Source organism: Microbacterium sp. CCNWLW41 (assembly GCF_037083505.1).
This window is the reverse complement of the sequence record NZ_JBAOJP010000010.1, coordinates 182,891-204,179: the sequence shown is the minus strand read 5'-3', so window position 1 is coordinate 204,179 and position 21,289 is coordinate 182,891. Positions and strand designations below refer to the sequence as shown.

Genomic DNA, 21,289 nt, shown 5'->3' with positions numbered 1-21,289 from the left:
GCCAGACGCCGACCGCCAGCACCCCGGTGGTCGAGCGCGCCGCGCGCCGTCGGCTACTTCAGCTTGACGCGGACGGCGCCGCCGCCCTCTCTCGACTCGAGGGTGAACAGCCCGAGCTCGCGCAGCAGGTCCGACGTCTTCGCGTAGCCCCAGTTGCGGGGATCGAAATCGGGAAGCTGCTTGCGGATCTGCAGCCCCACCGCCGAGAGGTTCGCCCATCCGTCGTCTCCGGACGCGGTGCCGATGCTCTGACGGATCGTGGACAGGAGCTTGGTGTCACTGCGGAGCTTGTTCCCCGGCACGCGGGTGACGACCGCCTGCACGGATCCGGCATCCGGCTCGGCGCCCGTGTCCGGCTCGACGAGCACGTCGAGGTAGGTGAACCGGTCGCAGGCATTGCGGAACGCCTCCGGAGTCTTGCGCTCACCGAATCCGTAGACCGTCACACCGTCTTCGCGGATCCTCGACGCCAGCCGGGTGAAGTCGCTGTCCGACGAGACGATGCAGAAGCCCGTGAAGCGCCGCGTGTACAGCAGGTCCATCGCGTCGATGATGAGCGCACTGTCGGTCGCGTTCTTGCCGACAGTGTTGTCGAACTGCTGCATCGGGTGGATGACGTGCTCGCTCGCGGCATCCTTCCATCCCCGCAGGTTCGCTTTCGTCCAGTCGCCGTACACACGCTTGACCGATGCGATGCCGTACTGCGTGATCTCGGCGAGCACCGCACCGATCCGCGCGGGCGACACGTTGTCGGCATCGATGAGGACGGCGAGGAGGTCATTGGGTTGCGCCACGCGTACAGCATGGCAGTCGGATGCCGCGAACCGACGTCGCCCCGTGCGACCGCCCGCTACTGCTCCTCGCCCCTCCCTCCCTGCTCCTCGCCCCTGGCTCCCCGCTACTCCCTCGCCCTACTCCTCGTCGCCCGCCTCGAGCTGGGCCCGGGTGCTGGCGCTCAGGATCCCGGCGAGCTCGTCGTCGTCTCCGACCCGGCGCACCGACTCGCCGTACGCCGCCGTCACCTCGCGCGCGACGAGGTCGGCGAGGTGCCGCCACGGATCCGAAGTGGCCAGAAGCCACGTGCGGCGGGCGTCCCACGCGCAGGACTCGAGCAGCTCGAACGCGATGAGCGCCACTCCATCGCCGTCGACCGACGCGCCGACCTCGGCGAGCACACGCCGCTGCACGTCGGGAGCGATGCGGGCGCGCGCCTGGCGCAGGAACTCGTCGCGCTCGTCGTCGTCGATGGGCGGGGCGAACATGCCGGCGCGCAGAAGGGTCAGGAACTCGCGGAAGCGCTGGGCGCTCCACAGGGCGTCGTGCATCATGGTGCCGTCTCTCGTGTCAGCCGCGCGAAGCTGCACCGCGCGGGCGGTGAATCGAACAAGGAGGGCCGACAGCGCCGGCCGCGATACTCAGCGGGTCGCCGAGCATCGGCTCCTTGGGTCGGCGGCGCGGAGGGACGCGCGCACGATGTCGTTCACGAGTGACACGCCTGCGACCCTACGACCGGGCACCGACACAAGACAGGAGGCGGGCCCTACCCTCGGCGTATGCGGTGCGTCGCCTTCCTGCGGAACGTCAACCAGGGTCAGCGCGGGCACCCCTCCACCGCCGATATCGTGGCCGGGTTCGCGGATGCCGGATGCCACGACGTGCAGACCTTCCAGAGCAACGGCACCGTCGTCTTCGACTCCGACGAACCCGCCGAAGCGGTCGCGAGCGCGGCGGAGGCGATCGCCGCTCGATCCGGCCACGAGCGCGACATCCTCTGGATCCCCCTCTCCGACCTGGTGGCGATCGCCGCCGAGCACGGGGCGACGCCCGAACCCCGCGGGTACGAGTTCACGCTCCACTGTGGAGGCACCGTCGACGCGCAGGATCCCGAGGTCGCGAGTCTCGCCGCGCAGTACGGCTGCACGCTCGTCGACGCCGGTCCCCGCTGGACGCTCGTCCACAACGACGTCGAGGGTCAGGGCAACGCCACGCCGATGCTCGAGCGCCTCACCGGCGGCCGGGCGACCTCGCGCGGACTGCCGACACTCGTCCGGCTGGTCGCCCGCTTCGGCCCGTCGTGACCGAGCACCACCGCCAGCCCCGATCAGAAACGACGGCTTCCCTCCACGCCGACCTTGTCGCAGACTCGACACGTGGGCTCGCTGCACGTCGTGACGCTGGTGATCGACCTTCCGATCACGAAGCTCGACGCGCTCGACACGATCGCGTTCGTCGCCGACGGCGAGGTGGAGAACCCCGGCACGGCGCGGCCGCGCGTGTGGCTCAGCGTCGACGCGTGGGCGCAGGTCGAGATCCCGAAGTTCGCCGATCCTCCCCCGCTCGCGATCGACGTGTGCTCCGAGACCTCACGCGACGCCGCACTCTTCCAGGCCAAGCGTCTGGCCGCCGCTCTCGAGAAGCTCGGTTGGACGGTGCGTCCCGAACGGCCGGTCCACTGATGGGCACGGGCGGCCAGCCGTGAACGCACTCTCGCCGCGCCTGTAGAGCGGCCGGGCCCGCCACGCAACCGGATGCCCAGACGCCCCCGCCCCGCCTAGGCTCGCGTCACATGAGGACGAACGACCGCGACCACGACATCGTCCTGCTCGGCGCCTCGGGGTTCGTCGGCAGGTACACCGCGCGGCACCTGGCGCGATCGGCGCCCGACGGCGTGCGGATCGCCCTCGCCGGCCGGTCGACCGCACGCCTGAACGAGGTGAAGCGCGAGCTCGGCGTCGATTGGCCGACCCTCGAGGTCGACACCGCCGATGACGCGGCCGTCGCCCGGGTCGCGGCATCCGCCTCTGTCATCGCCACCACCGTCGGACCGTACCTGCGCTACGGCATGGAGGTCGCCGCGGCGTGCGCGCGCGCCGGCACGTCGTACGCCGACCTGACCGGCGAGAGCATCTTCGTCGCGCGCAGCATCGAGCGCAATCACGCGATCGCCGAGAGCACCGGCGCCAAGATCGTCCACTCGTGCGGGTTCGACTCGATCCCGTCCGACCTCGGCCTCGGGCTCGCCCACGCCGCCGCCGGCGGTGCGCCGATCGTCGCGGCGACCTTGACCGTGCGGTCGCTGCGCGGCGGCATCAGCGGCGGCACGATCGACTCGCTCCGACAGCAGGTGAAGGAGGCGAAGACGGATGCCTCGGCCCGCCGCCTCCTCGCCGACCCCTACGCGCTCACCCCCGGGCCGTCGGTGCGTCTGCCGAACCGGGCCGGCAGCGGCTGGGGCACCGTGCGGGGAACGTGGCAGGCGCCGTTCGTCATGGGCGGCTACAACCAGCAGATCGTCCAGCGCAGCAACTACCTCACCGGCTGGAGCTACGGGCAGCTGATGCAGTACCGCGAGGTCGTGGCGACCGGGCGCGGCCTCGCCGGCTTCGCACGGGCCGGCGGGATCGCCCTCGGGACGGCCGCCCTCGTCGGCGCGATGTGGTTCCCTCCCACGCGCGCCGTGCTCGACCGGGTGCTGCCGTCACCCGGCAGCGGACCCAGCGCGGAGGCGATCGAGCACGGCCGCTTCGCCCTCGACGTCGACGCCTACCCGGTCGAGGGCCCGCCGGTGCGCACCCGCGTCGCCGCGCCGTACGATCCCGGCTACGGCGGGACCGGGGTGATGCTCGCCGAGTCGGCGCTGAGCCTCGCCCTCGACGACCTCCCCGACCGGGCCGGCGTGCTGACGCCGATGGTCGCGATGGGCGAGCAGCTGGCGGAGCGGCTGCGGGGGCAGCGCTTCACGCTGGAGGCCAACGCCAGGTGATCCGGGCTCGGCGCACCGGGCGGTGTCGTCGAGCTCTCCGATAAGCACCCCCGGGCGCCTCCGAACCGGCGCCCGTCCCGCGGGCGCACGCGCCGGGAAAGGCCTCGTCGGCGGCCTATATTGCCTGCGACGCCGCCGTGTCAATCCCTTCCTGGATCGCGGGCGCGTCGCCGCGGGTCTTCCTACGATGTCCCTGCGCTCGATGAAGCGAGGGTGCGGCCCAAGTCCCAGGGGCGGGCAGCCGCACTCACCGTCCAAGACGAGGGGCCCGAGGGGGGCACCGGGAATGGAAGAACGATGAGCACGCAGAACCCATCACGTCCGCTGACCAGTGAAGAACTCGAGGCCGAGGGCGGCGTCGCGCTTCCCGACAAGGAGGTGGCCTCGATCCTCGACCTCAACGCCGACCTCGATCTCGGCATCTCCGCCGCGGCTCCCATCGACCTCGCGGTGGCTGCGAACGCGAACGTCGCGGCGCCGATCGATGCCGCGGCGTCGGCCAACATCCTCTCGTCGGGCTCCTCTGCTCAGGCACTGGCCGACCAGAGCGTCAGCATCGACCAGGGGGTCACCGCCGACGCGACGGCCGAGTCCACGCAGGACAGCACTCTCCAGCAGGGCGACACCGCCGGAACCGACGACACGACCACCGACGGCACCGCCGACACCGGGCTGCTGCCTGACGGCACGCTCCCGGACGCCGAGACCGTGCCCGACCTGACGTCGAGCCTCGACGGCGACCTGCTGAACGTGGACGTCGACGTGGCGGCCGATGCGGACCTCGCGGCGCCGATCAACGGTGCGGTGGCCGCCAACGCGAACGTCGCCGCCCCCATCGACGCGGCCGTCGCCGCGAACATCGGCTCGATCGACAGCGAGGCCGCTGCGCTGGCGCAGCAGGACGCGATCATCAACCAGCAGATCGACGGCGAGGCCACTGCGACGGCGGATCAGCAGTCCGACATCGGCCAGTAGGCACGGATGCCTCGAACCCCGGGCGGGTCGTCGACCGACGGCCCGCCCGCCGCCACCGCTCCGACCGCTACCGCTCCGCCGGCCGCCGCCGACGCCGCCGTCCCCGCCGGAGCGTGGGTTCCCGCCCGAGCGTCGGCCGTCGAGCTTCTCGGTCAGGCGCAGAACTCCGGTTATCGTGAGCCGCCGTGGCTCGTGCGCCGGGCGGATGGTCAGACGATCCAGCTGACACCGCTGCTGTACGCCGTGCTGGACGCGATCGACGGCGGGCGCGGACTGGCCGAGATCGCACAGGCAGCGGGTCGGGCTTCCGGGCGCGAGGTCAGCGCCGACAACGTGCGGGTGCTCATCGAGAACCGGCTCATGCCGCTCGGACTCCTGCGCCTGCCCGACGGCTCCGAACCGGAACTGAAGAAGAGCGACCCGCTGCTCGGCATCCGTTTCCGCTACACCGTCACCGACCCGGACCGCACGAACGCGCTCACCAGGCCCTTCGCCGCGCTGTTCCACCCCGTGATCATGATCGCCGTCACGGCGGCGTTCCTCGCCGCCTGCTGGTGGGTGCTCTTCGTGAAGGGCCTCGGCTCGGCGACGCACGACGCCTTCGCCAACCCCGGCCTGCTGCTGCTGGTGCTCGTCGTGACGGTGTTCTCGGCCGGATTCCACGAGTTCGGTCACGCCGCCGCCGCCCGCCGCGGCGGGGCCACGCCCGGATCCATGGGCGCAGGGCTCTACCTCGTCTGGCCTGCGTTCTACACCGACGTCACCGACTCGTACCGCCTGGGTCGCGGCGGTCGCATCCGCACCGACCTCGGCGGGCTCTACTTCAATGCGATCGTCGCCGTCGCGATCATGGCCGTGTGGCTCGCCACCGGCTGGGACGCGCTGCTGCTGGTCGTCGCGATCCAGGTGCTGCAGATGGTCCGGCAGCTCCTGCCGCTCCTCCGGTTCGACGGGTACCACATCCTCGCGGATCTCACCGGCGTGCCCGACCTTTTCCAGCGCATCAAGCCGACGCTTCTCGGGGCGCTGCCGTGGCGATGGGGCGATCCGGAAGCCAACGCGCTTCGGCCCTGGGCCCGAATCGTCGTAACGCTGTGGGTGCTGGTGACGGTGCCGCTCCTGATTCTGAGCGTCGCGCTCATGGTGCTCGCGCTCCCGCGGATCGTCGGAACCGCGTGGGCGTCCGTGCTCGACCAGCAGGAGCGGCTGGCGGGCGCGATGCCCGAAGGGAACTGGCTGGGCGTGATCGGGCACGTCGCGGCGATCGCCGTGCTGCTGCTCCCCCTTCTCGCGATCGGAGCGATGCTTGTCTTGCTCGTGCGCGGCATCGGCACCAGGATCATCCGCGGCACGCGCGGCCGCCCCGTCCGCCGCACCGCCGCCATCGCCCTGGCCGCGGTCGTTGCCGGCGCGGTCGCGTTCGCCTGGTGGCCCGACGCGCACCGGTACCGGCCCGTTCAGGCCTACGAGCGCGGAGCCCTCGTCGACGCGGTCGGCGCCGTCACCGCGCTGAGCCCCACCGAGTCCGAAGGACTGCGCCGCGGGGCGCAGGGCACGACCGTCACGGCTCTGCCCGAGAACACCGAGCTCGGCACCGCCGCGGATCCGCAGCTGGCGATGATCCTCGTTCCGCGTGAGGGGTCGGATGCCGCGACCTGGGTCTTCCCGTTCGACCGGCCGCTGCCGCCCGAGGCGGATGGCAATCAGGCCCTCGCCGTCAACACCGGCGATGGGTCGGTCGTCTACGACGTCGCATTCGCCCTGGTGTGGGCGGAGGACGACACCGTCGACACGCGCAACGAGGCGTACGCGTTCGCGAGCTGCACCGACTGCGCCGCGGTGGCGGTCGGCTTCCAGGTGGTGCTCATCGTCGGTCAGGCCGACGTCATCGTGCCCGAGAATCTGTCGGCGGCGGTCAACTACGGCTGCGTGAACTGCCTGGCCTACGCGCTGGCCAGCCAGCTCGTGGTGACCCTCGACGGCCCGCTCAGCGAGGACGGGATGGCGCGCCTGTCAGCCCTCTGGGAAGAGATCATGCTCTTCGCGGAGGACCTCGAGAGCGTTCCGCTGTCGGACATCGAGAATCAGCTGGAGGAGTACAAGGCCCTCATCGTCGAGGTGATCGAGGAGGACGCCGCAACGCGCGCCGAGGGCGACACGCGCACCGGGGACGACTCGGATCCGGCCGACGAGACCGGCACAGAGGGCGCCACACCGGCTCCCACCGCCGACGACGAGGGGTCGCTGCAGGACGCACCCGAGCCGACGCCTACGCCGACGCGCACGCCGACGCCCGAGGCGACGGCATCCGTCGATCCTCAACCGTCGCCCACCCCCACGCCAACGGGCACGGATCAGGAGACGGCGCCCTGAACGAAGGCGCCCAGGCGAGGGTCCGTCAGTCCCCTGCGGCAGGGGTTGCCGTCGCGAGCCGCTGCGCCCGGTGGAAGCGGATCGCGAGCAGCGGCCCGGCCGCCACGAGCGTCAGCCAGACGATGCTGATGACGATGATCTCGAACACGTCCCCCCGGTCCATGCCCATCCCGACACTGACCAGCACGAACGAGATCACCGTCGCCGCGAAGCTGCCGAGGAAGAGCCAGCGGATGCCGCGATCCAGGCCGGTCCGCTCCGCGAAGACCGGTGCGAGGCACAGGAAGACGAGGCTCATGACGATGTAGCCGAGTTCCTCGAGGGCGATGAACACGCCGTTGGGGTTGTACTGGGTGAGGATCGACCAGCCGTCGAGTTGCCCCTTCTCGAGGTTCAGCTGCATCACGGCGGCTTGGACGTAGTAGTCGATCAGCAGCACCGCGGATGCGATGACCGCGAGGCCGAACGCGAGGCGGCTGAAGACGGCTCGTCCGGCGGCGGCGAGCTCGTGCACCGCCGCGACGAGGGCGACGAACAGCACCATGAGCAGCATCGCCGGGAACATCCAGTAGTAGTCCCCCGGCCACTGCGCGACGATCTCGTCGCTCGTGAACGGGTACTCGACCTTGTTCGGGAGCGCCGTGATGGCCAGCGCGAACGTGATGACCGTCAGGGCGGCGGTGGCGATGGCGGTCCAGAAGCCGAAGCCCGCCGCGGTCGGGGTGATCGTCGTGCGGTTCTCGGGAAGCGTCGCCAGCGTGTTCATGTTCCCGCCCTTCCGGCTGCGACTTCAGCATCCGCCCGCTGGCGGAAGCCCGCCGGGACGAAGGTCCCCTGACCGGCATGGTGAGGCGCCGGCGCGCGGCATCCCATCCGATTCCGGACTCGCGCCGAAGACCTCTCACAGCACGGCAGATCGCCGTTGACAAGAGAGAGGTCTCACCATGGGCTCTTCACCGAATCGCATCGTCGCCACGGTCTTCGGCGCCGTCTACCTTCTCGTGGGCCTGCTCGGGTTCGCGTTCACGGGAGGTGTCGGCTTCGTCGCCACCGAAGGCGGGCTGCTTCTGGGCATCTTCGAAGTGAACCCGCTGCACAACGTCGCCCACCTGCTGATCGGCGCGGCGCTGTTCATCGCCGGCCTGCGCGGAGTGCGCCCCGCGAAGCTCGTGAACACGATCATCGGCGCGGCCTACCTGCTGCTCGGTGTGGTCGGCTTCTTCCTCGTCGGCACGCCGGCGAACATCCTCGCGCTGAACGCGCCCGACCACTTCCTGCACCTCGCCAGCGCCCTCGTGCTGCTCGGTGTCGGCCTGGGCGCCGAGCGCTCGTCGCGAGTCGCAACGGCGTGATCATGCGACACGAGGCATCCGCGACGGACCGCGCGGCCACCCGCGCGCCGTCGTGGGTGCCCGTGGCGGCGTGGGGCTTCGGCCTCGTGAGCGCGGCTCTGGGGGCAGCGGCGACCGTCGCACTCCAGGCCGACACCCTCTCGCGAGTGCTGGGGACGCTCGCGGTCGTGGTGGGGTTGACCGCGCTCGCCTGGGGCGCGGCCGGCCTCGCCATGGGTCGCACGCCGGCACCGCGGGGGGCGGTCGCCGGCGTGTCGGCGGGGGTGGTTGTCGCGGTGGGTCTGCTGGCGACCGCGCCGGGGCGTGCGAGCGTGTTTGCGATCGCGCTGCTGGGGGCGCTCGGAGTCGTGGTGGCGTGCGGCATTCTGCGGGGTCAGCGTCGTCCGTCGCGGCGCACGAGCCTGTGGGGCATGGTCGCTGCTGCGGCCGTTGTGACGATTCTCGTCGTGCCGGCGCTGGGCGCGTGCCAGGGGGCCGCGCTACTCAGCGCCGACGGCACGGTGCTGCCCGTCGTCACGCACGACGGACATTGATGACGGATGCCGCCACCGCCGGCGTTCGGCGTGCGCGAGCGGTTGCGTCACATCTCGTCACCATCTGACACGCTCCGACACTCGCCGACGATCCGGGCGGACCGCGTTTAGCGTGGGGTCATCGCGGCGATCCGGGCGGTCCCGGGCTCCGGTTCATACCCGGCAGCGTTGCGGGTTCGACTCCCGCCGTCGCGTCCATCCACAGCGCAGATAAGTAGTACGTAACTCACCGTTGCCGCACGGGCCCCTTGGGCGTCTTGCCACACTTTGCTCACACGCTCGGAGAACGTGGAGCGCCTCAAGCGGGGTTGTTCTGTCCGGCGGGGAGTTCGAGCGTGACGTTGTCGCCGGGGCGAGCGCCGTGTTGACGGTCTGATTGGACTGGTCGTGGCTGCATTGGCCTCGTTCTGGCGTGTCGACGCCGATGATCCGAACGGTACCGGCGCTGGTTTCGATCGTGTCCCCATCAACGACTGACAAGAACCCGACGGCTTGCCCAGTCGCGGGTGCGTCGAGGCCATCGCTGGACGATGGGGAGGCCGTGGCGGCGGGCTCTTTGATCGGTGGCGACAAGGGTGCACACGCGGTAAGCGTCACCACCAGGGCCACTGCTGGCGCCCCGAGCACCTGGCGTCTTCGCACACTTCTCCCTCTGCGGCTTGACTCTCGCATCGTGGCTGACTGCCCGATCCATGCTGGGCCGCCGTCCGGGGGTTATGTCGCGTGACGTTCGGAGCCAATCGACCGGGACCGCTCACACCGGGATCGCGGACACCGTCAGCCCCGGAATACAGGCGCGCTGCGCTCATCCTCGAGCTGACGGGAGTACGACAGCATGCCGTGAGTGATGGCAAGACGGATCACGAGGTACACCAACAACAGGTTGACGAGAAGGACGAGGAGGCCGATCGAGATAGCAGGAACCCAATACATGGGATCAGAGGCGCCAACAAGCATGCGCTCAACATATCCGCGCTCATTCGTCTGTGACTGACGGGCATCACATCCTAGAGGTGGCGTGTCGCCCAGGAACCGGGCCCGCATCCTCGCACGCCACCCGGAACATGGCGGGCACGCCCCGGCCGTGCGCGGATCAGACAACAAGCGCCGGGAGTCGGCATCTTCTCGCCCGCCTGTCGTTTCCCGACTGCCGCGAGGCGAGACCGCGAGTCCCACCGACGACAGCTTCGGTCCCGATGACTTCGTCCCAGAACCGTGGCTCGTCATCGTGATCCTCAAGGTCGCGTCAGCTTTGGCTCATGCCGCTTCGCATACCGCACATTTCGGTGCGCGGAGTCTACGGGTGCTCGCTAGGGTCGGGATGGATTTTCTCTGGGGGGAGAAGCTAGTGACGACACAACCGCCTGGGTGGTACCCAGATCCCGCAAGTGTGAACCGGCAGCGCTGGTGGGACGGCGCGGCATGGAGCCCGCATGTTGCCCGCAACGGTACGAGCTGGGTCGAACCACTCCCTGCCACGGCGCCCCCACGGCGCGGCGTCCGGCGCATGCCGGTGTGGGCGTGGGTCGTCCTCGGCGTCGTCGGGATGGCGATGATGCTCCTGCTGTGGCCGGTGGCGGCAGTGATCGCACTGGTCGTGCTCATCACGGGCATCGTGGCGTTGACCAAGGGCAGCCGCACCTGGCTACGGATTGAGTCTCGCAAGGCAGCGATCGCGGTGACCGCGGCAGCTGCTGCGGTGTTGCTGGTGACCGCAAGCGTGAGCGCGGCGGTGCTACCCACCCCCGGCAGCAACATAACCGCCGAAGCCGCGCGTTTCGGCGGTGCACCCTCGAACGACGCGGGCGATTCCGACGCTGCTACGTCGGAACGCTCAACTCCGAAACCGACACGGACGCCCACCCCGACTCCGGTGGAGACCAGCCGGGAAGAGGTCGTGACCGAGTTGATCCCCTTCACCGAAACACGGGTCGACGATGGAGCGCTGCCTCAAGGGCAGACCCAGGTCCGAACCCCCGGGCAGGACGGTGAGAAGGCGCTGACCTATCTTGTGCAGTTCGTGGACGGTAAGGAAGTCAGCCGCGAACTCATCTCTGAGACCATCACGACGCAGCCGACAACTCAGGTGGTCGCTAACGGCACCTACGTCGCGCCACCACCCCCGCCCGCCCCCGCTCCCGCTCCTGCACCCGCCCAGCCCGCCGGCGACTGTGACCCCAACTACGCCGACGCGTGCGTACCTATCTCCAGCGACGTGGACTGCGCCGGTGGCGGCGGCAACGGCCCCGCCTACTTCGACGGCGTCGCTCGAATTGTCGGCAACGACGTCTACGAGCTCGACCGCGACGGGGATGGGTTCGCCTGCGAACCCAATTGACGCGGGTTCGCCAGCCGCGAGGTCCCGGCTTCGGGTCGTAGTCGGGTCGTTGCCTTGTTTTCGGGAGGACGACAACGTTGATCGGACGATCGAAGCGGATCCGCGTGCCTGGGGTACCGGCAGACTTCCGGGTGCCACCCGGATGGCCGAGCCCAACGGACAAGTGGATCCGTGACAACGCGATGTGGCAACCACCCGCGGGCTGGACACCGGCGCCGAACGTGGTCGCAGCACCGTCGGGGTGGCACTACTGGGTGCCCAACAAGCTGTGGTCACAGACGACGGGTGCGTACTACAGCTCTATCGCGATCTGGGCGCGTCTCTCGAACTGGTGTGCGGCCCTCTGGCTCGTGGCATTCGCCGCGAGCGTGTTCCTCGGCTTCTCGCCAATGTTGCGGCTGATCGGGTGGTCCGCGGCGGTGGCGTCGCTCGCATTGATCATCGTTCACGAGTGGCTCAAGGCCCGCATGTCGAAGAAGCTGCTCGCGCAGTTCGCGATCGTGGCGCAACGCGGCCGGGAGCGAAGACTTACCCGCGAGTACCAGCGCTATCTCACGGCGATGACATGACCCTTGACGAAGCGCGCGCCCACCTGGGGGTCACCGCGGCAGCAAACGTCGACGAGATCCGTGATGCGTTTCGGCGACGGGCACGTGCGCTGCATCCCGATCTTCACCCGGAAGCAGATGATGCCGATCGAGCGCGACTCGGTCGAGAGTTCCACAACGTCCGCGAGGCCCGCGACATTCTGGTGCGCTACATCAGCGACCCGCTGCGGAAGCCTGCCCAACAGCCCACCGAGCAGAAGCCAGCTGGTCCTTCGACAGGCCGGCGCACAGCTCCACCGAAGCCGGCAGAGTCGATGCGAGCGACGCCGCCGCCGCCTCGTGTCACGATGCGGTTCGACGAGTTCGTCGCTTGGACGGATGCAGCGGGATTCGGCCCAGGCGCTCGGTCACCTCGCTATGTCGACTGGACGCGGATCATCGTGTGGACGACGCTTGGCCTTGTCGTTGCCGCGCTTGTCGGCGGAATGATTTTCGCCGCCAGCTCGATCTCGTCGATAGGTTGATCACGTGGCACCCGACTGACGCACGCCGCCCCGCCGCCGTACAATCACGACAGGCGCGACGGCGCGCCGACTCTCACGTGGGAAGTGACGTCCATGTCGACGGCGGGGCGAACGATCGCGGTCCTCGGTGCCACGGGCCGCCAGGGCGGTCAGGTTGTGCGCCACCTGCTCGAAGGTGGCTGGACCGTCCGCGCGATCACCCGCACGCCCGATGGGAAGAAGGCGGCTGAGCTGAGGCGTCTGGGAGCTCACATCGTCCGCGCCGACCTCGAGGATCCGGCGTCGCTCGACGCGGCATTCGCCGGCGCCTACGGCGTGTACAGCGTCCAGTTGCCGCGCTCCGGCGCCATCGAGGTCGAGATCGGCCAGGGCCGCAACGTCGGGGAAGCCGCTGCGCGCGCTGGCGTGAAGCACGTCGTCTACGGCTCGGCCGGACTCGACGACCAGAAGCGGGGCATCGAGCAGTGGGACGCCAAGATCGAGATCGCGCAGGGGTTCCGCCGGCTCGGCCTACCGCTGACCGTCCTGCGACCGATGGCCTTCATGGAGCTCATGACGGACGCCGCGTACTTTCCGCAGAGCTCGACCTGGTACACGATGCCGAAGCTCTTGGGCGACGACTACCGCGTCACGTGGATCAGTGTGCGTGACGTCGGGGCCATCGCCGCGAAGGCCTTCGCCGATCCGGAGCGCTTCGTCGGGCGGAGCCTGAACCTCGTGGCGGATGTCAGATCCCTCTCGGAGTGCAGAAAGATCTACCGCGAAGTGCGCGGGCGGAAGCCGCCGCGCTTCCCCATGCCGTTGTTCCTCTTCCGCCGATTCGTCGGCGACGACCTGATCACCATGTGGCGCTGGCTGCACGACAACCCGTTGCGTGCGGATCCCGCCGAGACGCGCGAGATCCTCCCCGAGGCGATGGACGTGCGCACCTGGCTGGCTGCGACGAGCTGAGGCATCCGTCCCCCGCACCATCGTGCCGTGGCCGAGGCTGGGTGCCGCGCGCGAGGAGGCAGAGGCATGATGAACGGATGCTGCGCGACCTGAGTCACCCGATCCACGACGGCATGATGGTCTACCCCGGCGACCCGGCGGTCGCCATCCGGCCGGCCCTCACGCTCTCGCAGGACGGAGTCGCCGTCGCGCACCTCGACCTGGGTTCGCACACCGGCACCCACGTGGACGCGCCGGCGCACACCGTGCCGGGCGGCCGGACGATGGCCGACGTCGCGCTCGACGAGCTGCTCGCGGACGCGCTGCTGATCCGGGTCCGCGGCGTCGGCGACGGCGAGCGCTACGGATGGGATGCCTTGACCGCAGACGGTGCGCTCCCCGAGACGCTGCCCGCGATCATCGTCATCGACACCAGCTGGGCGCAGTGGTTCGGGACGGATCGGGGGCTGCGGCATCCGTCACTGGATCCGTCCGCCGCACGAGAGCTGATGACGCGAGGGATGCGAGTGCTCGCGGTCGACACGCTGAGCCCCGACCCCACCGGGTCGGACGGCGGCTTTCCGGTGCACGACGTCGTGCTCAGCGGCGATGGGCTCATCGTCGAGAACGTGTGCGGGCTCGACGGCCTCCCCGCGCGGGTGCGGGTCGGGTTCTTCCCGCTACGGCTCGCAGGAGACGGCGCACCCGTGCGGGCAGTCGCGTTCGTCGACTGAGCACGCAACCCTCACCGTGTAGGCCGCGCCTCGACGCGCGTTCATCGGCGCACGACGTCCCCGGAACCCGACACGCGCAGGTCGGTACTCGGGTCGCCGGAGTACGACACCTGCCCGCTGCCCGAAAGGTCAACGGCGAGGCTCTCACTCGCTGAGACGTCCACCTCGCCCGACCCCGACAGGGTGACGACGGCATCCCGCGCCTCGAGCTGCTCGGCGTCGACCGCGCCGCTGCCCTCCACGTCGACGGAGAGCTCGACGGCAGAACCCGTCAGCACGACGTCGCCCGAACCCGACAGCCGCACCTCGACGCGATCCGCGTCCAGCCCTGACCAGTCGACGTCGTCCGAGCCGTCGAGGTCCAGGTGCACGGTGCCGTCCGTCGACACCGTCGCCTCGACATCGCCGGAGCCGTTCAACTCGATCAGCTCGAGCCGTGGCAGAGTCAATTCGTACCGCACGTCGCTGAACCCCATCGTGAGGCCGGGCTCGGCGGCCAGCACGAGGGTGTCGCCGTCCACCTCGGACGTGAGGCGCTCGATCACCCCCTCCGGCGCGTGCACGGTGAGTGACGGCTCCCCCTCCGACACGACGACATCACCGGAGGTGTCGAGCACCACCTGCGACACGTCGCCGATGTCCCGCTCCTCGGAGGTCATCGGCCCGACCGGGATCATCAGCGAGCACCCCGAGAGCGCGAGCGCGGACGCGGCGGTCACGAGAGCGACGCCGAGGGTGCGGCATCCGATTCTGTTCATCGCAGCTCGTTCCCTTCGTCGGCGACGAGGCGCCGCCACACAGTCAAGCCAGCGCCCGCCACGCGTCATGGGCCGAAGGTCCCCCCGCCGCGCCCTCGGCCGGTCAGCCGAGCGCGACGAAGCGAGCGGTCGTTCCGCGGAACGCCCGCGCCGGGCCGGCGTCCGCGGCGCCCGCAGCACCGGCGCCGCCGGGGGGCCGCTCGGAGCCCCGATCGACGAGCCGGCGATGCACGACCGGACGGTCGCCGCGCGGATGCAGGATCCTGCCCGCGCGAGCGAGAACCCGGGCGGGAAGGGTCGTCATCGCAGCTTCTCCGTGCAGAACCCCGGCGGCTCGAGCCACCGGCGGGAGGGATGGGATGGCGACGGGCTTGCGGTTACGCGGCTTCGGCATGGCTTTGACATTCGATGCAGGCGGCTGCGTACGGCAGTACTTCGAGCCGCGCGGGCGCGATCTGCCGTCCGCACCGGGTGCAGCGGCCGTACGTGCCCTGGGTGATCCGATTCAGCGCCGCGGTGATCAGCTCGACGACCGCGCGGTGGGATGCCGCCGTCTGGTAGGCGACGGGGTCGACGCTCGGAAGCGCGAAAGGCTCGAGCTCGGCAAGGACGGCGAGCCGCTCCTCGAGCTGCCGCTCCAGCTCGCGCTGGAGGCCGGCAAGGGAGACGGACTCGGTGGCTTCGATGGACATCTGTGCTCCTCTGGGTACAAAAAAAGCGCCGCAGGTGCGACGCGCAGGGTGTCCGGTTCGGACCGATCGAAGGGACCGGTGCTACGGGGGCGCGACGCGACGGGTGGACTGCACGCGCAGTCCATCCGCGCCGCTCCGCCGGGGCGGCAGCACCTCGTGACGGGCGCCGGCGATGTCGGCCACTGCCGTCACCACGGAGGCGTCGGTGGGACGCTCCATGCGGTGCGGGCGGGCCATCGTGGTCATGGCCATCACCATAGCCCGGTTCCAGAAAAAGGCAAGTCAGCGGATTTTTCTGTCGCGAGTCGCACGAGTTGACTTTCCTGGGAAGTCGGCTATGGTCAGGGGTTCACCCGCCAGCCGACCAGGGGAAGCGAGTCGTCATGTCAGACAGATCACCGCGAGCACGCGGCGCGAAGAAGGTCGCGCAGTCATCGCTGAAGGAGAAGCGCGCCGAGAAGCGCGCGAGCGCGGAGTCACGGGCGTTCATCAAGCCACGCAAGGGCGCGTCCGGTTGACGAACGGCGCGGGCTCCTCGTCGTGAGGAGCCCGCGGCACCGCCCGGACCCGCCGCGCCGCCTACCGGGCGTCGCGGCGCTCCGCCATGGCGAGGGCGGTCTGCGCGCGGACGGCCGGGACCCGCTCCACGGGCACCGCGTGCTCCAGGCGGCGCAGCACATCGAGCAGCACGTCGATGACATGCACGTTGCCGCGCGCGCTCTCGCGGATCTGATCGAACGACGCCGCGACGAAGTCGTCCCAGCCGGGACGGGCCACGATGATCCGGATGCCGCCACCCGGCGCCGTGCGCACCGGCGACGGGAACGCGCGCTGCCCGAGCCTCCCCAGCAGGTCGCCGAGGTAGTACAGCGCATGCTCGGCCGTGGTGGGGTCGTTGATCCCGGGTGAGAGCGCTCGGAGCGCGATGTCGACCAGCTGCCGCACGTCGAAGAGCAGATCCTGCTCGGCAGAGCGGGTCGCGTCGATCACGACGGCCTTGCGGATCGCGCGCGTCGTCTCCGCGGCATCCGCCGGCGCACCGGCGACGGTCGCGAGCAGGTCGTCGTGCGCGACGAACGCTCCCACAGCAACCCGGATGCGCACGCGCGTGACTCCCTCGAGCTCAGCGTTCAGGAGCGCCGCATCGTCGATCGACCGGACGAACCCGGTCTCGGTGGACCGGATCTCCCAGTCCTCCCCCGCCGCGTCCTCGGCCGCATCCCCCGCCGCCGCATCCTCTGCCGCCGCTGGCTCGCCGACCATCGAGGGATAGAGGTGGTCCAGTCGTTCGAGCATCTCGTCGTGGATCTGCCGCTCCACGAGGTCGACCTGCAGCATCTGCGAGATGTGGTGGATGAACAGGATCAGCAGGCCCACGCACACGATCGCCAGCGCGATGGCGACCGAGACCGAGAGGGCGGGGACGAACCCGGACGCGCCCTCCTCGGGGCTGCGCACCTCCCGCAGCACCATCAGCGAGTAGACGAAGGTGCCGATGTAGGCGCCGAGCACGATCTGGTTGACGCGATCCCCCGTGAACCGGCGCATGACGCGAGGCGAGAACTGCGACGATGCCTGCTGCAGCGCGATCACCGTCAGCGAGAACGCGATGGAGATGACTGTGATGAGCGAACCGGCGATGGTCGACAGGACGCTGCGTGCGGCATCCGCCGTTCCGCCGAACAGCCACGGGACCGACGAGTGATCCAGGCCGCTCAGGCGGGCGTCGACACCGGTCAGAACGCCCGCGAGGACGAGGGCTGCCGCCACCGCGAGAGACGGGACGAACCAGAAGCTGCTCGAGATGTTCCGCCAGAGGTTCTGGAGCCGCCCGGTTCTCACGCTGTGCCCTCCGCTACGCGTCGTCGTGTGAGGAGGCTACTTCGATCGCTCGGAGTGCCGCAGTGGCTTGACAGGGCTCGCTTCCACTGCGGACCCCGCGCTCGCCGCCATCGACTCCGACTCTGCAGCATCCCCGCCGTCGCCCACCCCACCCCGCGCGCCGACACGACCCGACTCCAGGCGTATGACGACATCCGCCGCGTCGATCACCGCGTCATCGTGACTGACGCACACCACGGCGACGCCGCGATCCGCCTCCGCTCTCATCGCCCGCACGATCCACTCCGCACTGTCGACGTCGAGGGCACTCGTGGGTTCGTCGAGCAGCAGCGTGTCGGCCCCTCGCGCCAACCCCTGCGCGAGGAGGGTCCGCTGCTGCTGGCCGCCGGACAGCGCCCCGAAGGCCGCTCGCTGCAGGCTGGTGAGCTCAAGTCGCTCGAGGGCGGCATCCACCGCTTCCCGCGCCGCGCGATCGAGCCGGCGCCACGCGCCGACGCGGCCCCAGGCTCCCACGCTGACCACATCTCGGACGGTGAGCGGCAGGGTCGGAGCGATGGCCGTCCGCTGTGGCACGAAGGCGCGTGACGCGGCGAGGATCTCGACGCTGCCGGCGCGCGGTGCGATCGTTCCGGCCAGCACCTCGAGCAGCGTCGACTTGCCCGCTCCGTTCGGGCCGGCGATCACCGTCAGCGCGCCCGCGGCCACCTCGACGTCGACGCCGAGCAGGGCCGGAGACCCGGCGTAGTCCACGCAGACCCCACGCAAGGACAGAGCCGCGACGGACGAGTTACGGAGGGACACCACGTCAGCCTAGCCGATTTTGAGAATCATTCTCATTAACGCTACGGTCGTCGCTCGTGCCCCTCATCACCGATCCGTTCGCGTTGGAGTTCGTCCAGCGTGCCCTCGTGGGCGGCAGCCTCGTGGCCGTGCTGTGCGGCGTCGTCGGCACCTGGGTCGTGGCCCGCGGCATGGCGTTCCTCGGCGAGGCGCTCGGCCATGGCATGCTCCCCGGCGTCGCCGTGGCGACCCTGCTCGGGGCGCCCGTGCTCCTCGGCGCCGCCGTCAGCGCGGTCGCGATGAGCCTCGGGATCGGAGCGCTGCAGCGGCGCGGCCGGCTCTCGTACGACACCAGCATCGGCATGCTCTTCGTGGCCATGCTCGCTGCCGGCGTGATCGTCGTCTCGCACTCGGCGAGCTTCGCGACGGATGCCACGGCCATCCTCTTCGGCGACATCCTGGCGATCTCAGCCGACGACCTCGCGGTCCTCGCGTGGGCGACCGGGATCGGCGTCGTGGTCGCCGCCGCCGCTCACCGCTCACTCGTGGCGCTGGCGATCGACGCGCGCGTCGCGGCCGTGCTCGGGCTCCGGCCGAGACTCGCCCAGGCGACGCTGGTCGGCCTGGTCACGCTCGCCATCGTCTCGTCGTACCAGGCCGTGGGCTCGCTGCTCGTGGTGGGCCTGCTCATCGCGCCGGCGGTCGCCGCCGGTCATTGGACCCGCCGACTGCCGTCCGCAATGGTTCTCGCGTGCGTCTTCGGCGTCGGCGCCGTCGTGCTCGGCCTGCTGCTGTCGTGGCACGCGGGCACCGCCGCCGGCGCCTCCATCGCCCTGACCGCGATCCTCCTCGCGGCCGCGTCGTGGGCCGGGCGCGGCCTCCACGACCGCACGCAAGCCGCCCAGGTGACGTACGCGTGACGCCCAGCCCGGTGGTCGCCCAGCCCGCCACCACCCCACGAAGGAACGAAGACCCCGTGCCCCACCGCTCCCGCCTCGCCGCGCGCACCGCGACGCTCACCTTCACCGCACTCGTCCTCACCGGCTGCGCCGGCGCCGGCGCCGGCGTGCCCGCCGCGAGTCCGGCATCCAGCGGGCACGGTGCCGTCGACGGCGCGACCGAGGTGAGCGAGCCGCCGCTCGCCCTGGTGACGATCGACCCGGCAGGCACGGTGCGTCAGCTCGACCTGCTCGACGAGACCGTGGCCGAGCTCGGCGAGGTGCCGTCCTCATCTCGGGCGAGCACCGACGGCCGCTACGTCTTCGCCGACAGCGGCGAGGGCGTCGCGGTCATCGACAGCGGCCGGTGGACCTGGGACCACGTCGACCACTTCCACTACTACCTCGCCGAACCGGCGATGCTCGGCGAGGTGCCGGGCCGAGGACCGGCCACAGTGGCGACGACCCTGTCGTCCACCACCGGCAGCACCGGCGTCTTCTTCGCCGGCAGCGGCGAAGCGGTGCTCCTCGATACCGCGGCGATGTCGCGGGGCCAGCTCGTCGAGCGCTTCCGCCTCGAGACCGAGCCGCACGACGGCATGATCGTGCCGATCGGGTCGTACGCGCTCGTGACACAGCCGCAGGGCGGGGTCGCGGCATCCGTCACAGTCCTCGATGAGGACGGGGTGCCCGGCGCCACCGCCGACTGCACCCAGGCGCGGGGCACCGTCACGACGCGGGTCGGCGCGGTCATCGGCTGCGCCGACGGTGCGCTGCTCGCGACCCTCGTCGAGGATCAGGTCCAGCTCGAGCGGATCCCGTATCCCGAGGTGTCGACCGCTCCCCCGGCCACGACGCTCGCGGGACGCGGCGGCCGCCCCACCGTCGCGGGGACCGCGGGAGACCGGGCGATCTGGCTGCTGGACACCCGCGAGCGCAGCTGGACTCTGCTGCCCGTCGATCGGCCGATCGTGCAGGCGACGGCGATCGACGATGAGGCGCAGCACGTGCTCGCGCTCGGCGCGGACGGGCGGGTGCTCGTGATCGACGGTGCGACCGGGGCGCTGCTGTCGCAGACGGAACCGCTGGTCGCGGAATCGCTCGCGACGGATGCCGCCCACCCGACGCTCATCGCCGACCAGCCCCGCGCGTACCTCAACGGGCCCGCTGAGCACGTCGTGTACGAGATCGACTACGCCGACGCCGCCCGCATCTCGAGGACGTTCGAGACGCCGACGTCGCCCGCCCTGCTCGCGGAGACCGGCCGATGACCCGCCGGCGCCCCGGAGTGCTCGCCGCCCTGCTGAGCGCTGCGGTCGCGGCATCCGTCCTCTCCGCCTGCACGCCGACGGCCGACGATCGCCCGCTCGTGGTGGTGTCGACGAACATCCTCGGTGACGTCGTGAGCGAGCTCGCGGGCGACGACGTCGAGGTGATGACGCTCATGAGGCCGGATGCCGACCCGCATTCGTTCGAGATCTCGGCACAGGATGCCGCGCGCCTGCGCGCCGCCGACCTGCTGGTGTCGAACGGCCTGGGCCTGGAAGAGGGGCTGCAGCAGCACCTCGACGCCGCCGCGGCCGAGGGGGTCGACAGGTTCGTCGCCGGCGAGTCGATCGACGTGCTCGACTACGCCACCGGCGACGCCGCGGGCACCCCCGACCCGCACTTCTGGACCGACCCGGCCCGCATGATCGACGTGGTGGAGGCGCTGGGCCCGCGCCTGTCGGAACTCCCGGGGGTGGAAGGCGCCGTCGTCGACGCGCACGTCGACGCCTATCTCGCGGAGCTCCGGCAGCTCGACGACGACATGTCCGCGGCGTTCGAGACGATTCCCGCCCCGCGCCGTGCGCTCGTCACGAACCACCACGTGTTCGGGTATCTCTCGGACCGCTTCGGGTTCCGCGTCGTGGGCGCCGCGATCCCGGGCGGCACGACACTCGCCGCGCCGAGCGCGTCCGACCTCGCCGACCTCGTGTCGGCGATCGAGGAGAACGACGTGGCCGCCGTGTTCGCCGAGTCGTCCTCGCCCGACCGCCTGATGCACGCCCTCGCGCAGGAGACCGACCTGCACGTCGACGTCATCGAGCTGTACACCGAGTCGCTCACCGCCGAAGGCGGCGGTGCCGAGGACTACCTGAACATGATGCGCGAGAACACGCAGCGCATCGTCACCGGGCTCGCGCAATGAGCCCCCACCGAGAAAGAG

At 70.5% G+C, this 21,289-nt stretch carries 25 protein-coding genes, 1 tRNA gene and 1 pseudogene; 17 read left to right on the top strand and 10 right to left on the bottom strand.

The window, feature by feature from the left end:
- Positions 1–53: 53 nt before the first annotated feature.
- Both V6R91_RS29420 and V6R91_RS29415 read right to left on the bottom strand, forming a co-directional pair.
- The gene (locus V6R91_RS29420) at positions 54–794 is read right to left on the bottom strand and encodes an NYN domain-containing protein (protein WP_336398235.1); all 741 of its coding nucleotides are present in this window, start codon (positions 792–794) and stop codon (positions 54–56) included.
- A 117-nt stretch (positions 795–911) separates the two neighbouring features.
- On the bottom strand, positions 912–1,328 hold the full coding sequence (locus tag V6R91_RS29415; protein ID WP_336398234.1) for a hypothetical protein: 417 nt from the start codon (positions 1,326–1,328) through the stop codon (positions 912–914).
- Between the two features lie 225 nt (positions 1,329–1,553).
- Between V6R91_RS29415 and V6R91_RS29410 the strand changes: the two genes are divergently transcribed.
- The 5 genes from V6R91_RS29410 to V6R91_RS29390 all read left to right on the top strand — a co-directional run bounded on the left by V6R91_RS29410 (position 1,554) and on the right by V6R91_RS29390 (position 7,111).
- Positions 1,554–2,078, top strand: coding sequence for a DUF1697 domain-containing protein (locus V6R91_RS29410; protein ID WP_336398233.1), 525 nt, complete (start codon positions 1,554–1,556; stop codon positions 2,076–2,078).
- A 72-nt stretch (positions 2,079–2,150) separates the two neighbouring features.
- Positions 2,151–2,456 (top strand): hypothetical protein, encoded by a 306-nt coding sequence (locus V6R91_RS29405; RefSeq protein WP_336398232.1) that lies wholly within the window; start codon positions 2,151–2,153, stop codon positions 2,454–2,456.
- Between the two features lie 110 nt (positions 2,457–2,566).
- Complete coding sequence (locus V6R91_RS29400) at positions 2,567–3,763, top strand: saccharopine dehydrogenase family protein (protein ID WP_336398231.1); 1,197 nt, start codon at positions 2,567–2,569, stop codon at positions 3,761–3,763.
- Positions 3,764–4,060: 297 nt separating this feature from the next.
- Entirely contained in the window at positions 4,061–4,738 is a 678-nt protein-coding gene (locus tag V6R91_RS29395; RefSeq protein ID WP_336398230.1) for a peptidoglycan-binding protein, read from the top strand.
- 6 nt (positions 4,739–4,744) lie between these two features.
- A complete protein-coding gene (locus tag V6R91_RS29390; protein ID WP_336398229.1) occupies positions 4,745–7,111 on the top strand; it encodes a hypothetical protein in 2,367 nt (788 codons plus the stop codon).
- Between the two features lie 25 nt (positions 7,112–7,136).
- Here V6R91_RS29390 and V6R91_RS29385 read toward each other — a convergent pair whose 3' ends face one another.
- Positions 7,137–7,877 (bottom strand): hypothetical protein, encoded by a 741-nt coding sequence (locus V6R91_RS29385; RefSeq protein WP_336398228.1) that lies wholly within the window; start codon positions 7,875–7,877, stop codon positions 7,137–7,139.
- Positions 7,878–8,055: 178 nt separating this feature from the next.
- On the opposite strand from V6R91_RS29385, the gene V6R91_RS29380 reads away from it, so the two are divergent.
- From V6R91_RS29380 to V6R91_RS29370, 3 genes are all read left to right on the top strand, one after another.
- Positions 8,056–8,463, top strand: a complete 408-nt coding sequence (locus tag V6R91_RS29380; RefSeq protein ID WP_336398227.1) for a DUF4383 domain-containing protein — start codon at positions 8,056–8,058, stop codon at positions 8,461–8,463.
- Entirely contained in the window at positions 8,460–8,996 is a 537-nt protein-coding gene (locus V6R91_RS29375) for a hypothetical protein (RefSeq protein WP_336398226.1), read from the top strand. The genes V6R91_RS29380 and V6R91_RS29375 overlap by 4 nt, the downstream gene beginning before the upstream one ends.
- A 122-nt stretch (positions 8,997–9,118) precedes the next feature.
- Positions 9,119–9,194 (top strand) — tRNA-Met (locus V6R91_RS29370).
- Between the two features lie 579 nt (positions 9,195–9,773).
- Here V6R91_RS29370 and V6R91_RS29365 read toward each other — a convergent pair.
- A complete protein-coding gene (locus V6R91_RS29365; protein WP_336398225.1) occupies positions 9,774–9,953 on the bottom strand; it encodes a hypothetical protein in 180 nt (59 codons plus the stop codon).
- 364 nt (positions 9,954–10,317) lie between these two features.
- On the opposite strand from V6R91_RS29365, the pseudogene V6R91_RS36415 reads away from it, so the two are divergent.
- From V6R91_RS36415 to V6R91_RS29340, 6 genes and pseudogenes are all read left to right on the top strand, one after another.
- Positions 10,318–10,437 (top strand): annotated as a pseudogene (locus V6R91_RS36415) (DUF2510 domain-containing protein); the annotation flags it as partial.
- 66 nt (positions 10,438–10,503) lie between these two features.
- Positions 10,504–11,334, top strand: a complete 831-nt coding sequence (locus V6R91_RS29360; RefSeq protein ID WP_336398224.1) for a G5 domain-containing protein — start codon at positions 10,504–10,506, stop codon at positions 11,332–11,334.
- A 254-nt stretch (positions 11,335–11,588) separates the two neighbouring features.
- Positions 11,589–11,903, top strand: coding sequence for a hypothetical protein (locus V6R91_RS29355; RefSeq protein WP_336398223.1), 315 nt, complete (start codon positions 11,589–11,591; stop codon positions 11,901–11,903).
- A complete protein-coding gene (locus V6R91_RS29350) occupies positions 11,900–12,406 on the top strand; it encodes a DnaJ domain-containing protein (protein WP_336398222.1) in 507 nt (168 codons plus the stop codon). The genes V6R91_RS29355 and V6R91_RS29350 overlap by 4 nt, the downstream gene beginning before the upstream one ends.
- A gap of 93 nt (positions 12,407–12,499) precedes the next feature.
- On the top strand, positions 12,500–13,357 hold the full coding sequence (locus V6R91_RS29345; RefSeq protein WP_336398221.1) for an NmrA/HSCARG family protein: 858 nt from the start codon (positions 12,500–12,502) through the stop codon (positions 13,355–13,357).
- A 77-nt stretch (positions 13,358–13,434) separates the two neighbouring features.
- Positions 13,435–14,070, top strand: a complete 636-nt coding sequence (locus tag V6R91_RS29340) for a cyclase family protein (RefSeq protein ID WP_336398220.1) — start codon at positions 13,435–13,437, stop codon at positions 14,068–14,070.
- 41 nt (positions 14,071–14,111) lie between these two features.
- On the opposite strand, the gene V6R91_RS29335 is transcribed toward V6R91_RS29340, so the two are convergent.
- The 6 genes from V6R91_RS29335 to aztA all read right to left on the bottom strand — a co-directional run bounded on the left by V6R91_RS29335 (position 14,112) and on the right by aztA (position 18,163).
- The gene (locus V6R91_RS29335; protein WP_336398219.1) at positions 14,112–14,828 is read right to left on the bottom strand and encodes a head GIN domain-containing protein; all 717 of its coding nucleotides are present in this window, start codon (positions 14,826–14,828) and stop codon (positions 14,112–14,114) included.
- A gap of 103 nt (positions 14,829–14,931) precedes the next feature.
- Complete coding sequence (locus V6R91_RS29330) at positions 14,932–15,132, bottom strand: hypothetical protein (protein WP_336398218.1); 201 nt, start codon at positions 15,130–15,132, stop codon at positions 14,932–14,934.
- Positions 15,133–15,205: 73 nt separating this feature from the next.
- Positions 15,206–15,520 (bottom strand): TraR/DksA family transcriptional regulator, encoded by a 315-nt coding sequence (locus tag V6R91_RS29325; RefSeq protein ID WP_336398217.1) that lies wholly within the window; start codon positions 15,518–15,520, stop codon positions 15,206–15,208.
- Between the two features lie 81 nt (positions 15,521–15,601).
- Positions 15,602–15,766 carry a hypothetical protein gene (locus V6R91_RS29320; RefSeq protein WP_336398216.1) on the bottom strand — a complete coding sequence of 55 codons (165 nt, stop codon included), beginning with the start codon at positions 15,764–15,766 and terminating at the stop codon, positions 15,602–15,604.
- A gap of 333 nt (positions 15,767–16,099) precedes the next feature.
- On the bottom strand, positions 16,100–17,362 hold the full coding sequence (locus V6R91_RS29315; RefSeq protein ID WP_336398215.1) for a DUF2254 domain-containing protein: 1,263 nt from the start codon (positions 17,360–17,362) through the stop codon (positions 16,100–16,102).
- A 36-nt stretch (positions 17,363–17,398) separates the two neighbouring features.
- On the bottom strand, positions 17,399–18,163 hold the full coding sequence (gene aztA, locus V6R91_RS29310; protein ID WP_336398214.1) for a zinc ABC transporter ATP-binding protein AztA: 765 nt from the start codon (positions 18,161–18,163) through the stop codon (positions 17,399–17,401).
- 56 nt (positions 18,164–18,219) lie between these two features.
- Between aztA and aztB the strand changes: the two genes are divergently transcribed.
- From aztB to aztC, 3 genes are read left to right on the top strand one after another with little or no spacing between them, the layout of a single operon-like run.
- Complete coding sequence (aztB, locus tag V6R91_RS29305; protein WP_336398213.1) at positions 18,220–19,062, top strand: zinc ABC transporter permease AztB; 843 nt, start codon at positions 18,220–18,222, stop codon at positions 19,060–19,062.
- A 56-nt stretch (positions 19,063–19,118) separates the two neighbouring features.
- On the top strand, positions 19,119–20,351 hold the full coding sequence (locus tag V6R91_RS29300; RefSeq protein ID WP_336398212.1) for an ABC transporter: 1,233 nt from the start codon (positions 19,119–19,121) through the stop codon (positions 20,349–20,351).
- Positions 20,348–21,271, top strand: coding sequence for a zinc ABC transporter substrate-binding protein AztC (aztC, locus tag V6R91_RS29295; protein WP_336398211.1), 924 nt, complete (start codon positions 20,348–20,350; stop codon positions 21,269–21,271). Before V6R91_RS29300 ends, aztC begins: the two co-directional genes overlap by 4 nt.
- Positions 21,272–21,289 lie beyond the last annotated feature (18 nt).

Coding starts and splice junctions, on each gene's coding strand:
- V6R91_RS29395 (WP_336398230.1), top strand. CDS start 4,061: ATGAGCACGCAGAACCCATCACGTCCGCTGACCAGTGAAGAACTCGAG.
- V6R91_RS29340 (WP_336398220.1), top strand. CDS start 13,435: ATGCTGCGCGACCTGAGTCACCCGATCCACGACGGCATGATGGTCTAC.
- V6R91_RS29360 (WP_336398224.1), top strand. CDS start 10,504: ATGCCGGTGTGGGCGTGGGTCGTCCTCGGCGTCGTCGGGATGGCGATG.
- V6R91_RS29320 (WP_336398216.1), bottom strand. CDS start 15,766: ATGACCACGATGGCCCGCCCGCACCGCATGGAGCGTCCCACCGACGCC.
- V6R91_RS29350 (WP_336398222.1), top strand. CDS start 11,900: ATGACCCTTGACGAAGCGCGCGCCCACCTGGGGGTCACCGCGGCAGCA.
- V6R91_RS29345 (WP_336398221.1), top strand. CDS start 12,500: ATGTCGACGGCGGGGCGAACGATCGCGGTCCTCGGTGCCACGGGCCGC.
- V6R91_RS29380 (WP_336398227.1), top strand. CDS start 8,056: ATGGGCTCTTCACCGAATCGCATCGTCGCCACGGTCTTCGGCGCCGTC.
- V6R91_RS29385 (WP_336398228.1), bottom strand. CDS start 7,877: ATGAACACGCTGGCGACGCTTCCCGAGAACCGCACGACGATCACCCCG.
- V6R91_RS29330 (WP_336398218.1), bottom strand. CDS start 15,132: ATGACGACCCTTCCCGCCCGGGTTCTCGCTCGCGCGGGCAGGATCCTG.
- V6R91_RS29325 (WP_336398217.1), bottom strand. CDS start 15,520: ATGTCCATCGAAGCCACCGAGTCCGTCTCCCTTGCCGGCCTCCAGCGC.
- V6R91_RS29415 (WP_336398234.1), bottom strand. CDS start 1,328: ATGATGCACGACGCCCTGTGGAGCGCCCAGCGCTTCCGCGAGTTCCTG.
- V6R91_RS29410 (WP_336398233.1), top strand. CDS start 1,554: ATGCGGTGCGTCGCCTTCCTGCGGAACGTCAACCAGGGTCAGCGCGGG.
- V6R91_RS29335 (WP_336398219.1), bottom strand. CDS start 14,828: ATGAACAGAATCGGATGCCGCACCCTCGGCGTCGCTCTCGTGACCGCC.
- V6R91_RS29365 (WP_336398225.1), bottom strand. CDS start 9,953: ATGCTTGTTGGCGCCTCTGATCCCATGTATTGGGTTCCTGCTATCTCG.
- aztC (WP_336398211.1), top strand. CDS start 20,348: ATGACCCGCCGGCGCCCCGGAGTGCTCGCCGCCCTGCTGAGCGCTGCG.
- V6R91_RS29390 (WP_336398229.1), top strand. CDS start 4,745: ATGCCTCGAACCCCGGGCGGGTCGTCGACCGACGGCCCGCCCGCCGCC.
- V6R91_RS29400 (WP_336398231.1), top strand. CDS start 2,567: ATGAGGACGAACGACCGCGACCACGACATCGTCCTGCTCGGCGCCTCG.